11 protein-coding genes are annotated in these 12,310 nt (G+C 73.6%); 8 read left to right on the forward strand and 3 right to left on the reverse strand.

All coding sequences use genetic code 11. The features are described 5' to 3' along the window. Nucleotides 1-71 precede the first annotated feature (71 nt). A complete protein-coding gene (locus tag AC0OO9_RS06330; RefSeq protein WP_311414743.1) occupies nt 72-587 on the forward strand; it encodes a M23 family metallopeptidase in 516 nt (171 codons plus the stop codon). A gap of 104 nt (nt 588-691) precedes the next feature. Further along, nucleotides 692-1,594, forward strand: a complete 903-nt coding sequence (locus tag AC0OO9_RS06335; RefSeq protein ID WP_484516240.1) for a TIGR01777 family oxidoreductase — start codon at nt 692-694, stop codon at nt 1,592-1,594. A 124-nt stretch (nt 1,595-1,718) separates the two neighbouring features. Here AC0OO9_RS06335 and AC0OO9_RS06340 read toward each other — a convergent pair whose 3' ends face one another. After that, nucleotides 1,719-2,954 carry an extracellular catalytic domain type 1 short-chain-length polyhydroxyalkanoate depolymerase gene (locus AC0OO9_RS06340; protein ID WP_484516242.1) on the reverse strand — a complete coding sequence of 412 codons (1,236 nt, stop codon included), beginning with the start codon at nt 2,952-2,954 and terminating at the stop codon, nt 1,719-1,721. 161 nt (nt 2,955-3,115) lie between these two features. On the opposite strand from AC0OO9_RS06340, the gene AC0OO9_RS06345 reads away from it, so the two are divergent. From AC0OO9_RS06345 to AC0OO9_RS06355, 3 genes are all read left to right on the forward strand, one after another. Next, on the forward strand, nt 3,116-4,936 hold the full coding sequence (locus AC0OO9_RS06345) for a DUF6311 domain-containing protein (RefSeq protein WP_484516244.1): 1,821 nt from the start codon (nt 3,116-3,118) through the stop codon (nt 4,934-4,936). Between the two features lie 102 nt (nt 4,937-5,038). Further along, nucleotides 5,039-5,680 carry a lipoyl(octanoyl) transferase LipB gene (lipB, locus tag AC0OO9_RS06350; protein ID WP_327029189.1) on the forward strand — a complete coding sequence of 214 codons (642 nt, stop codon included), beginning with the start codon at nt 5,039-5,041 and terminating at the stop codon, nt 5,678-5,680. A gap of 3 nt (nt 5,681-5,683) precedes the next feature. After that, nucleotides 5,684-6,076 carry a VOC family protein gene (locus AC0OO9_RS06355; RefSeq protein WP_484516246.1) on the forward strand — a complete coding sequence of 131 codons (393 nt, stop codon included), beginning with the start codon at nt 5,684-5,686 and terminating at the stop codon, nt 6,074-6,076. A 142-nt stretch (nt 6,077-6,218) separates the two neighbouring features. Here the strand turns inward: AC0OO9_RS06355 and aspS are convergent, their stop codons facing one another. Then, nucleotides 6,219-7,505: an aspartate--tRNA(Asn) ligase gene (gene aspS / locus AC0OO9_RS06360; protein WP_484516248.1), complete on the reverse strand. Its 1,287-nt coding sequence runs from the start codon at nt 7,503-7,505 to the stop codon at nt 6,219-6,221. A 421-nt stretch (nt 7,506-7,926) separates the two neighbouring features. Between aspS and lipA the strand changes: the two genes are divergently transcribed. The 3 genes from lipA to AC0OO9_RS06375 all read left to right on the forward strand — a co-directional run bounded on the left by lipA (nt 7,927) and on the right by AC0OO9_RS06375 (nt 11,727). Then, entirely contained in the window at nt 7,927-8,976 is a 1,050-nt protein-coding gene (gene lipA, locus AC0OO9_RS06365; RefSeq protein WP_192581533.1) for a lipoyl synthase, read from the forward strand. A gap of 64 nt (nt 8,977-9,040) precedes the next feature. Next, nucleotides 9,041-10,663 (forward strand): hypothetical protein, encoded by a 1,623-nt coding sequence (locus AC0OO9_RS06370; RefSeq protein WP_484516250.1) that lies wholly within the window; start codon nt 9,041-9,043, stop codon nt 10,661-10,663. Nucleotides 10,664-11,037: 374 nt separating this feature from the next. Next, nucleotides 11,038-11,727, forward strand: coding sequence for a DUF4191 domain-containing protein (locus AC0OO9_RS06375; RefSeq protein WP_358091789.1), 690 nt, complete (start codon nt 11,038-11,040; stop codon nt 11,725-11,727). A 60-nt stretch (nt 11,728-11,787) separates the two neighbouring features. Here the strand turns inward: AC0OO9_RS06375 and AC0OO9_RS06380 are convergent, their stop codons facing one another. Beyond that, nucleotides 11,788-12,189 carry an RDD family protein gene (locus AC0OO9_RS06380; protein ID WP_132236061.1) on the reverse strand — a complete coding sequence of 134 codons (402 nt, stop codon included), beginning with the start codon at nt 12,187-12,189 and terminating at the stop codon, nt 11,788-11,790. Nucleotides 12,190-12,310 lie beyond the last annotated feature (121 nt).

Raw genomic sequence — 12,310 nt, forward strand, 5'->3', positions numbered from 1 at the left:
CGCTTCCGGTCATCGAAACTCTCTGACATCATCCGGCAGATAGATCGAAGGTTATGACCGTGGAGGTTCGGATGCGTACCCGCCTGACGAGTTCCCTCAGCGCCGCCCTGCTGGCGACCGCCGCGTTCCTGGTGCCGGCGTCGCCCGCCGCCGCCGCGCCGTCGTTCCGCACGCCGTTCCCGTGCAACCAGACGTGGTCCGGCCAGACCCGCACCACCCACAGCCCGCAGTACGCGATCGACTTCAACCGGACCAACGACCACGGCGATCCGGTCAAGGCCAGCGCCCCGGGCACGGTGGACGTCGTCGCCAACCTCGGCGACACCAGCTACGGCCGTTACGTACGGATCAACCACGGCAACGGGTACACCACCTACTACGCCCACCTCAGCGGCTTCAACGTCTCGGTCGGCCAGTCCGTCGGCTACAGCACCACCATCGGCTACGTGGGCAACAGCGGCGGCTCCTCCGGCTCCCACCTGCACTACGAGCAGCGCCTCAACGGCAGCGACATCAAGGTGCGCTTCAGCGGCAACCTGGCGCTCTACTTCGGGACGCAGAACTACACGCGTACCGCCGGCTGCTGATCCGGCGCGACGCCGCCGGCCGGCCGGTCGGCGGCGTCGCGCCCGGTGCGGTGCGTGCCCGCCACAGCGCATCCGATCCGCCGTCCGTACCCGAAGATGGGAGCATGCGGATCCTCATGGCCGGCGCGTCCGGCTTCCTCGGCACCCGGCTGGTCGACCGGCTCACGGCGGACGGCCACCAGGTCACCCGGCTGGTCCGCCGGCCGCCGCGCACCGCCGACGAGCGGCAGTGGAACCCGTCCGCCGCGCAGCTCGACCCGGCGGTGGTGGCGGAGGCGGACGCGGTCGTCAACCTGGCCGGCGCGGGCGTGGGCGACAAGCGGTGGAACGACGAGTACCGGCAGCTGATCCGGTCCAGCCGGGTCGACACCACCACCACGCTGGCGATCACCATCGCCGGCCTGCCCGAGGTCGACCGGCCGAGGACACTGCTGAACTCCTCGGCGGTCGGCTGGTACGGCAACACCGGCGACCGGGCGGTCGAGGAGGACGCCCCGGCGGGCGAGGGCTTCCTGGCCGACGTATGCCGGGTCTGGGAGGCCGCGACCCGGCCGGCCGAAGACGCGGGCGTACGCGTCGTGCGGCTGCGCATCGGCCTGCCGCTGCACCGCGACGGCGGGCTGCTCAAGCCGCAGCTGCTGCCGTTCCGGCTGGGCATCGCCGGGCGGCTCGGCAGCGGCCGGCAGTGGCTGCCGTGGATCTCCATGGCGGACTGGCTGGACGCCGCGCGGTTCGTGCTGGACCGCGACGACCTGGTGGGACCGGTCAACCTGGTCGGGCCGGCCCCGGTGACCAACGCCGAGTTCACCCGGGAGCTGGCCCGGCAGCTGCGCCGGCCGGCGATCGTCCCGATCCCGGCGCTGGCGTTGAAGGTGGTGCTGGGCGGCTTCGCGCACGAGGCGCTGACCAGCACCCGAGTCCTCCCGGGCGTGCTCACCGGGGCCGGCTTCACCTACCGCCACCCCACCCTGGCCGCCGCCCTGCACGCGGCCCTCACCGCCCCCTGACCCCACCAACCCCCTGCCCCTGCCCCTGCCTCCGCGATCCCCGTTGATCATGAAGTTGTTGTCGGGACACGCCGGGCGCGGCGACAACAACTTCATGATCAACGCTTGGGAGTCGGGTGGGGGGCTAGCAGCCGATCACCCAGTGGTTGGGGGCGGTCTGCTTGAGGGTGCTGGTGTAGAAGGTGTTGTAGAGGCCCATCCGCTGGTTCGAGCCGTTGGCGTAGGCGTAGCCGCCGGACTGGTAGGCGCGGCCGGCGGCGACGTGCGCGTAGTTGCTGGCCGTGACGCAGGTCGGCGCCGTGGTCGGGCTGGCGGTCGGGGAGGCCGTGGGGCTCGCCGTCGGGGACGCGGTGGGGCTCGCCGTCGGCGTCGGGGTGGGGTTCGTCCCGCCGTTCAGGCCGAAGAAGACCGCGTCGTGGTACGCCGAGCAGATGGTGTCGAGCAGGTACGCGGCGGCGGTGCCGCACTGCTCGGCACCCGGGCCCGGGTCGACCGGGGTGCCGTGCCCCATGCCGGAGACCCGGTAGACGCGGACGTCGTTGTTGCCGTACACCTCCAGGCTGGTGTTGGCGGGCAGCGACGCGGTGCTGGTGGGGGTCTGCGAGACGCCCCGGACGTTGGTCCACTGGTCGCGCAGCTCGGTGGCGTTGGCCGGTACGACGGTGGAGTCCGACGTGCCGTGCCAGATGGCGACCCGGGGGCGCGGGCCGGTGTGCCCGGGGTACGCGGCCCGGACCGCGTTGCCCCACTCCTGCGGGGTCTTGTTCACCCCGCTGTACTGGCAGGTACTGGTGGAGGCGGGCGGCGAGCAGCGGTACGGCAGGCCGGCGACGACCGAGCCGGCGGCGAACACGTCCGGGTAGGTGGCCAGCATGACCGCGCTCATCCCCCCGCCGGCGGAGAGGCCGCTGACGAACACCCGGCGGGCGTCGGTGCCGTAGTTGTTCCTCGCGTGGTCGACCATCTGCCTGATCGACAGGGCCTCGCCGGAGCCTCGGGTGATGTCCTGCTCGGTGAACCAGTTGAAGCAGCTCAGCGGCTGGTTGGCGCTGGACTGCTGCGGCACGATCAGGGTGAACTTCCACTGGTCGGCGAACTTCTGCCAGCCGGAGTTGGCGAAGTAGCCGGCCGCGTTCTGGGTGCAGCCGTGCAGCAGCACGACGGCCGGGGCCCCCGCCGGCAGGTTGTCCGGCCGGTACGCGTACATGGCGAGGTTGCCCGGGTTGGAGCCGAAGTTGGTGACCTGGGTGAGGGTGGCGGCCTGGGCGGGGGCGGCGACGGTCGCCACCGCGGCGACGGCGAGGACCATCCCGGCGACCGCGCCGGTCAGCCGGGAGAGCAGGGACGGGGAGCGGCGCACGGGGCCTCCTGGGGACGGGGTGTGAACTGGGTCACCCGCGAATTGCCGCGACGTTACGTCGATGCGTCGATGGTGTGACATGGGGCACGGTCACACATTCCGCGCCCGGAGGATGTGCGTCCTGACCGGCGTGCCCCGGTGCGGTTGGTAACGTCCGCTGCGTGCCGACCTCCCCGTCCCTGGCGCCTTCGCCGGCCTCGCCGCCCCGCGTCGTCCGCCACCGGCGGGCCGACCTGATCGTGGCGCTGGTCGCGCTGGCGCTCGCCGTCTGGGTGACCAGCGGGCTGTGGCAGGACCCGAACAGCCGCGCCATCACGGTCAACTCCAGCGACCAGGCGCTCTTCGAATGGCTGCTGGCCTTCGGCGGCCACGCGGTGACCCACGGCGACAACCCGCTCTTCACCTACCTGATCAACGTCCCCGACGGGGTGAACCTCGCGGTCAACACCTCGATCACCGTGTACGCGGTGGTCTTCGCGCCGCTGACGTACCTGATCGGGCCGCCTGCCACGTTCCTGGTGATCCTCACCCTCAACCTGGCCGCCACCGCGCTCGCCTGGTACTGGCTGCTCTCCCGGCACCTGGTCCGCAGCCCGCTCGCCGCCGCCGTCGGCGGGCTGTTCATCGGCTTCTCCCCCGGCATGGTCTCGCACGCCAACGCCCACCTGAACTGGACGGCGGGCTGGCTGGTGCCGCTGCTGATCTGGCGGACCTTCGCGCTGCGCCGCTCCCGGCACCCGCTGCGCGACGGCGCGATCCTCGGCCTGCTCGTCGCCGTCGCCTTCTCCATCGCCGCCGAGGGGCTCTTCTTCACGGCGCTGGCGCTCGGCGTCTTCGTCGCCGTCTGGGCGCTGCACCCGGCCCGTCGCGCCGAGGCCCGCGCGGCGCTGCCGACCTTCCTGCGCGGCCTCGGCGTGACCGCCGTCGTCGCGGGCGTGCTGCTGGCGTACCCGCTGTGGCTGCACTTCGCCGGCCCGCAGCGCTTCCACGGCACCGGCTTCGACGCGGTCATCCACTCCGAGGACGTGGTCGCCTACGGCGCGTACCCGCGCCGGTCGCTGGCCGGGGAGGTGGGCCTGGGCACCCGGCTGGCGCCGAACCCGACCGAGGAGAACTCCTTCTTCGGCATCGGGCTGCTGCTGCTCACCGTCGCCTGCTTCGTGGCGCTGTGGCGCCGGGCCGACGCGGCCCGCCGGGCGACGCTCTGGGCGCTGGGCGTGACCGCCGTCGTCTTCACCGTGCTCTCCTTCGGTCCCGAGGCCAAGATCGACGGCCGTCGTACGGACCTGCCGATGCCGTTCGACCTGCTCGGGCACCTGCCGGTGGTGAACGCCGCCCTGCCCGCCCGGCTGGCGCTGGTCGTGGCGCCGGTGATCGGGGTGCTGCTCGCGTACGCCGTCGACCAGCTCCGCGCCGATCCACCCCGGCGCCGCCGGACGCGGCTGGCCTGGTGGGCGGGGTTCGCGCTGGCGCTGCTGCCGCTCGTGCCGACGCCGCTGCTGACCATCGAACGCGAGCCGATCCCGCGCTTCATCACCGCCGGGACGTGGCGGGAGTACGTCTCCCCCGGCGGGGTGCTGACCCCGGTGCCGCTGGCCCTCGACGTCTACCCCGACGGCCAGCGCTGGCAGGCGCACGCGCTGGCGCACCGGCAGGGCGAGTTCGCCATCCCCTCCGGCTTCTTCCTCGGCCCCGGCGGCCCGGACGGGCGGGGCCGGATCGGCCCGCCGCCGCGCCCGTTCGGCGCGCTGATGGACCAGGCCGGCCGGACCGGGCTGGTGCCGATCATCACGGAGGGCAGCGTCGAGGAGGTCCGCGCCGACCTGCGGCACTGGCGGATCGAGACGATCGTGCTGCCCGACGAGGTGCACGGGGCGAAGTGGCCGGTCGACGAGGAGGCCATCCGGCGTACGGTGACGTCGCTGCTCGGGCCGCCCGAGCGGGTCGACGACGTGTGGCTGTGGCGGGTCCCGCAGGGCTGAGGCGTCGCCCTGGCGATCGCGGGCGGCCGGCCCCGCCGCAGGGTCCCGTCGTGAGCCGCGTCACCGATGGTGACCGGCCGGTACGGGTCTAGGCTTGGCGGCGTGACCACGACGACCTCCGGCCTCACGGCCGTCCGCGCCGGTGTCCTCGACTACCAGGCCGCCTGGGACGAGCAGCGCCGGCTGCACGAGTCGGTGGTGGCCGGCGAGCGCGGCGACACCGTTCTGCTGCTGGAGCACCCGAGCGTCTACACCGCCGGCAAGCGCACGGAGCCGTGGGACCGCCCCATGGACGGCACCCCGGTCGTCGACGTGGACCGGGGCGGCAAGATCACCTGGCACGGCCCGGGGCAGCTGGTCGGCTACCCCATCGTGCGGTTGCCCGACCCGGTCGACGTGGTCGCCTACGTCCGCCGCACCGAGCAGCTACTGATCGACGTCTGCGCCGAGTTCGGGCTGACCGCCGGCCGGGTCGAGGGGCGCAGCGGGGTCTGGGTGCCCGAGGACGACCGGGGCCCGGCGCGCAAGGTGGCGGCCATCGGCATCCGGGTCGCCCGCGGGGTGACCCTGCACGGCTTCTCCATCAACTGCGACTGCGACCTGGGCCACTTCGACCGGATCGTGCCCTGCGGCATCCGCGACGCCGGCGTCACCTCGCTCACCGCCGAGCTGGGCCGCCCGGTGTCCGTGGCCGACGTGCTGCCGGTCGTCGAGCGCCACCTGCCCACCCTCGTCACGGCCTGACCGATGCGGATCGACCTGGTCACGATCGTCGTGGCCGAGTACGACCCGGCCATCGACTTCTTCACCGGGGTGCTCGGTTTCGAGCTGGTGGAGGACTCCCCGTCGCTGACCAACGGCGGCCGGCCGAAGCGCTGGGTCGTCGTCCGCCCGCCGGGCGCGCAGACCGGGCTGCTGCTGGCCCGCGCCGACGGCGACCGGCAGGCTCGATCGGTCGGGGACCAGGTCGCCGGCCGGGTCGGCTTCTTCCTCCAGGTCGACGACTTCGACGCCGTCCACCGACGGATGGTCGAGGCGGGCGTGGAGTTCGTGAAGCCCCCGCGCACGGAACCGTACGGCCGGGTCGCCGTCTTCCGCGACATAGCCGGCAACCCCTGGGACCTCCTAGGCCCACCCTGACCCCACCCACCCCACCCACCCACCCCACCCACCCCCCGGCCCCCACCCACCCCCACGCCTGCGCCGTCGATCATGAGGTTGGCGGCGAAGTCGATCTCCTTCAGTGCCGCCAACCTCATGATCGCCAGATGGGGCGTGGGGGTTAGGGGGTCAGGCGGTGGAGGTCGCGGGGGAAGGCGGTGACCTCTCGGACGTTTGTCGCGCCCGTCAGGCGGGCCACGAAGCGTTCCAGGCCGATGGCGAAGCCGCCGTGTGGCGGCATGCCGTGCCGGAACGCGTCGACGTAGCCGGCGTACGGCTCGACCGGCTCGCCCCGGGCGGCGAGCGCCGCCAGGTAGTCGCCGTGCCAGTGCAGCCGCTGCCCGCCCGTCACCAGCTCCAGTCCCCGGAAGAGCAGGTCGAACCCGTTGGAGTACGCGGGCCGCGCCGGGTCCGGGTGGGTGTAGAAGGGCCGCTTCGCCATCGGGTACCCGGTGACGAAGAGGAACTCCGAGCCGTGCTCCCGCCGCGCCCACTCGCCCAGCGCCCGCTCGTGCGCCGGGGCCAGGTCCGGCTCGTCGGCCGGCGCGCCGGCGATCCTGAGCGCCTCGGTGAAGTGCACGGCGGGGATCTCGGCCGGCACGTCCGGGGGCGACACCCCGAGGGCGGCCAGCGCGGCCCCGGCCCGCTCGGTGACACTGCCCAGCATCCCGGCCAGCGTGTCGCGCAGCACGGCCATGACGTCCCGGTGGTCGGCGACGAAGCCCAGTTCGGCGTCCAGCGAGGTGTACTGCGCCAGGTGCCGGACGGTGTCGTGCGGCTCGGCCCGGAACACCGGCCCCACCTCGTAGACGCGCTCGAAGACGCCGACCATGAGCTGCTTGTAGAACTGCGGCGACTGCGCCAGGTACGCGGGCCGGCCGAACCAGTCCAGCGCGAAGACGTTCGCCCCGCTCTCGGTGGACGAGCCCACCACCTTCGGCGTGTGGATCTCCACGAAGTCGCGGGCGTCGAGCGTGGCCCGGAACCCGGCCACCGCCGCCGCCGAGACGCGCAGCGCCGCCGAGCGGGTCGGGTGGCGCAGCGCGACGGGCGCGTGGTCGAGCTGGGTGGGCAGGCTCGCGGTGAGCGCCGGCCGGTACAGGTCGAACGGCGGCGGTACGGCGGGCGGGCCGAGTGGTCGTACCGTCGGCGCGGTCAGCTCGACCCCGGCGGGCGCAGTCGGGTTCGCGACCACCGTGCCGGTGACCTCGACGACCGTCTCCTCGGTGAGTGCCTCCACCTCGGCGCGCACGGCCGGGTCGGTGATGACCACCTGGGTCAGGCCGGCGGCGTCCCGGACGATCAGGAAGGCCACCGACTTGAGCAGCCGGCGGCGGTGCACCCAGCCGGCGATCCGGACGGGTACGCCGACATGGGCGGAGAGTTGGCGGGACAGGACGCGTTGCATGGCAGGGCTGCCTCTCGGTCGATCGCGACGCCTGCCAACTCCGGTGGCGGGCGTCGCCCCAACCCCGTCAGGTGCGGGCGAGCGGGAAACCTCGCGGTGCCACCACACCTTCGCCCCCGCGCACGGGGGCCTCGTTCGTCGCCTTTTCACCGGGGCCAGCCGGGCGGGCTCTACTGGGCGGTGCGGCCTGCCCGCGCAGGCGCGCGGCGCGCCGGCCATCCGCCGTTCTTCCCGCAGCTCGGGAGGGTCTTCGCGGGCCCGGTGCCAGACCGCCTCGCAGCAACCGGCGGCTCTCTTCAACTGGCGGGTCGGGGCGCTACTCGGCTCCGTCACAGCTCTGGCGGGCACGCTAGCACCCACGCCGGGGCTCCTGTGACTGGTTTTTCCCGGCCCCGGTGTCCGGCGTCACAAGACTCCCGGGGTGACGCCGGTCGCCCGAACTACATCGACGGCGGCCGTCGGGCGTAGGCTCGGTTTTGTGACGATCGAGCACTCCGCGCCGACGACCGGCCAGGCAGCGCGCACGACGACGCCCGCCCCCGAGGGGCGGCGCCTCCTGCGGATCGAGGCGCGCAACGCCGAGACACCGATCGAGCGCAAACCGCCGTGGATCAAGGTCAAGGCCAAGATGGGGCCGGAGTACACCCAGCTGCGCGGGCTCGTCTCGCGCGAGGGGCTGCACACCGTCTGCCAGGAGGCCGGCTGCCCCAACATCTACGAGTGCTGGGAGGACCGGGAGGCCACCTTCCTCATCGGTGGCGACCAGTGCACCCGGCGCTGCGACTTCTGCCAGATCGACACCGGCAAGCCGGCCGAGTTCGACGCCGACGAGCCGCGCCGCGTCGCCGAGTCGGTGGTCTCGATGGGCCTGCGCTACGCGACCATCACCGGCGTGGCCCGCGACGACCTGCCCGACGGCGGCGCCTGGCTCTACGCCGAGACCGTCCGGCAGATCCACGCCCTCCAGCCGGGCTGCGGCGTCGAGCTGCTGATCCCCGACTTCAACGCGGTCCCCGAGCAGCTCGCCGAGGTCTTCGGCGCCCGGCCGGAGGTGCTCGCCCACAACGTGGAGACCGTGCCGCGGATCTTCAAGCGGATCCGGCCGGCCTTCCGCTACGAGCGGTCGCTGGACGTGATCCGGCAGGCCCGCGCCGACGGGTTGGTCACCAAGTCCAACCTCATCCTGGGCATGGGCGAGGAGCGCGCCGAGGTCTCCCAGGCGCTGCGCGACCTGCACGAGGCCGGCTGCGAGCTGATCACCATTACGCAGTACCTGCGCCCCACCCCCCGGCACCACCCCGTCACCCGCTGGGTCAAGCCGGAGGAGTTCGTCGAGCTGCGCGAGGAGGCCGAGGAGATCGGCTTCGCGGGCGTGATGAGCGGGCCGCTGGTGCGCTCGTCGTACCGGGCCGGGCGGCTCTACCGGCAGGCGCTCGAGGCCCGCGAGGGCCTTCCGGTCACCGCCGGCTGACCACCCCGGCGACGCGCCGGCACCGTTCGACCACGGGCCGGCGGCAAACTGCCATGATCGGCTCATGACGGTCGGCGTACGCCAGCGGTGGCGTGACTCGCGTTCCGCGCTCCCGCCCGACCGGCGGCCCGTGCTGCCGACCGTCCTCGCCGTGCTCGCCGTCGTGGCCGGGACCGGCTACCGCCTCGGGCTGCTGCTGCACGACGCGCCGCCGACCAACAGCGACGAGGCCACCATGGGCCTGGCCGCGCTGCACATCTCCCGCGGGCAGGAGTTCCCCGTCTGGTTTTACGGCCAGGCGTACATGGGCACGCTGGAGGCCTACCTGGCCGCGCCGGTGTTCGCGCTGTTCGGCCCGTCGACGCTCGGGCTACGCCTGCCCACGCTCGCCCTGTACGCGGTCTTCGTCGTGCTCGCCTGGCGGCTGACGCTGCGGCTGACCAGGGACCACTGGTTCGCCCTGCTCGTCGTGGCGCTGCTGGCGCTCGGCTCGGACCGGGTCGTGAAGAACCAGCTCATCGCCGGGGGCGGGTACCCGGAGATGAACGCGGCCGGGGTGGCGCTGGCCGTGCTGGCGTACGACCTGGCGACCGGCCGGCCGGGACGCCGACTGCCGCGCTGGGCGGGGTGGGGATTCCTGGCCGGGCTGATGCTCTGGGTGGACCCGCTGGTGCTGCCGTACGTGGCGGCGACCGGCGCGGTGCTCCTCGCGTACGGCCGGCGGGAGCTGCGCGGCAGGGCCGGCGTGCTGCTCGGTGCCGCCGCGCTCGTCGGGGCCGGGCCGCTGCTGGTACACAGCCTGGCGACGGGGCGCAATCCGGTCGCGGCGGTGCTCGCCGCCGGTGGCTCCGGGCAGCCCGCCGGCTGGGCGGACCGGCTGCACGGCGGGCTGGTGCTCGGCCCGCCGCTGGGCATGGGCTTCTGCTCCCCGGGCCACTGCGCGCCCGGCCAGTCGTGGTGGGCGGTCGCCCTCCCGCTACTGCTCCTCGCGGCCGCCCTCTCGGCCTGGCGCGCGCTACGCCCACCCGTCGCAGATCTTGGACAGTTGCCGTTCAGGGCCGACGGCAACTGTCCAAGATCCAACGCGGCGGCGGGCGGGGCGGTGCGGCTCGCCCTGGTGGCGGCCGCCGTCGGGACGCTCGCCGTCTACACGGCCAGCAACGCCGCGGGCCGCACGCCGGTGGAAAGCTCCCGGTACCTGTCCTGCCTGCTCATCTCCGTTCCGGCCCTGCTCTGGCCGCTCTGGTCGGCCGCCCGCCGGGGCGTGACGGGTGTCGCGGCGGTCCTGGTGCTCGCGGCGACGCTGGGCACCGCCGCCGTGGCCACCGCAGGCACGGTCGAGGTCGCGCCGGCCGCCCGCGCCGCCGAGGCCCGGCACGCCGGACTGGTCGCCGCGCTGCGCCAGCGGGGCGTCCGGCACGTGTACGGCGGCTACTGGACCTGCAACCGGCTCACCTTCGCCACCCGCGAGGACGTGCTCTGCGCGGTCGTCGACGACGACCTGCGCCCGGGGCACGACCGGTACCTGCCGTACCGCCGGGCTGTGCGGCAATCTGCGGCACCGGCCTGGGTCGCGCCGGCCGGCTCACCGCTGGCGGCCCGCCTGGACGAGCGCCGTCGCGCCAACCCGGCCGCGTTCGACCTGGTCACCGTCCCCGGCTGGCGGATCTACCTGCCCCGCCCCTGACCGACGCCGCCACCCCAGGCCAGGGCGCGGTCCACCAGCTCCTGAGCGGTGGGGTGGGCCCGGCCGAGCCGCAGTCCGGCGTCGGAGCTGAAGCCAGCGCAGCCCGGCGCGGAGCTGGAGTCGGCGCGAGCCAGCGCGGAGCTGAAGCCAGTGCAGCTCGGCGCGGAGCTGAAACCGGCGCGAGCCAGCACGAAGCTGGAGCCCGTGCAAGCCAGCGGAGCTGGAGTCGGCGCGGGCCGGACGCGCGCGGGAGGTGGGTCCGGGGCCGCCCGCTCCCCCGTCCTCCTCGCGGCCCTCGGCCGCGGCACGGCGGCGTAAGGGGCTCAGCCCGGCCGCGGACAACGCGACGTGCGGCGACCACTAGACTCTGCGGCATGGCAAAGCCCCAGGAGAAGGTCTCGTTCGGCCAGCGGCTGAAGCAGATCGGGATGGTGTTCAAGTTCACCGCCAAGCAGGACCGGTGGTTCGCGCCGTTGGCCGCTGCCGCGGTGCTGATCCCGCTCGCGCTCACCGTGGTCGCGGTCCTGCTCTGGGGCTGGATCTGGCTGCCGCTGGGCATCCTGTTCGCCCTGCTCTGCCTGCTGATCGTGCTCAACCTGCGGTCCAACCGGGCGATGATGAACGCCGCCGAGGGGCAGCCCGGCGCGGCGGCCCAGATCATGGAGAGCATGCGGGGCGACTGGCGGGTCACCCCGGCGGTCAGCTCCACCACGCAGATGGACATGGTCCACCTGGTCATCGGCCGGCCCGGGGTGATCCTGCTGGCGGAGGGCAACCCGCAGCGGGTACGCGGGCTGCTCGGCCAGGAGAAGCGGCGGCTGGCGAAGGTGATCGGCTCCGCCCCGCTCTTCGACTACGTGATCGGGCAGGAGGAGGGCGAGCTGCCGATCCGCAAGCTGCGCATGACGCTGATGCGGCTGCCGCGCAACCTCAGCGGCAAGGACGTCAACTCGCTGGACAAGCGGCTCAAGGCGCTCACCGCCCGCCCGCAGATGCCCAAGGGCGCGATCCCGAAGAACATGCGACCCGCGCGGGGCGCGTTCCGCCAGACGCGCGGTCGCTGACCTTCCGACGCGTACGCGAAAGAGCCGGGCCTGCTCGCGGGGCCCGGCTCTTCGTGCGTCTCAGGGGCGGGGGGCGTCGGTGACGACGGAGCCCGCCAGACGGTCGTGCAGGCCGCGTCGGTGGCCGTCCATCAGCAGGGCCGGGACGACCAGGGCGAGCAGCAGGCCGCGCAGCAGTGCCCGGGCCACCCCGATGCGGCCGCCGTCGGCCCAGGCGACGCAGCGGACCTTCGTGATGAACATGCCCGGCGTCTGCGCGAAGAGCCCGAGGAAGAAGCCGTACTCGACGATCAGCACCAGCACGGGCGCCCACCCGTCACGGACCGGGTCGGCGAAGCCCCCGGCGACGAGCAGGCAGAGCACCCAGTCGATCACCAGCGCGCCGAACCGGCGCCCCAGGCTGGGCGGCGTGAAGGCGGGATCCGACGCGGGCGGTACGGGGCGATCATGCGGCTTGGTCACAACGGTCAAGGGTATCCAGGGGGTGTGGACGGATCGGGGACGGTCGCCCGCACCCGGGCAGCAAAAAGGGGCGAAAGCGAGCAAGTGTCAATAGAATGGCACAGCCGGTGGTGTCCCGTCG

The sequence above is a fragment of the Micromonospora sp. USAFONa4 genome (genome assembly GCF_057197825.1).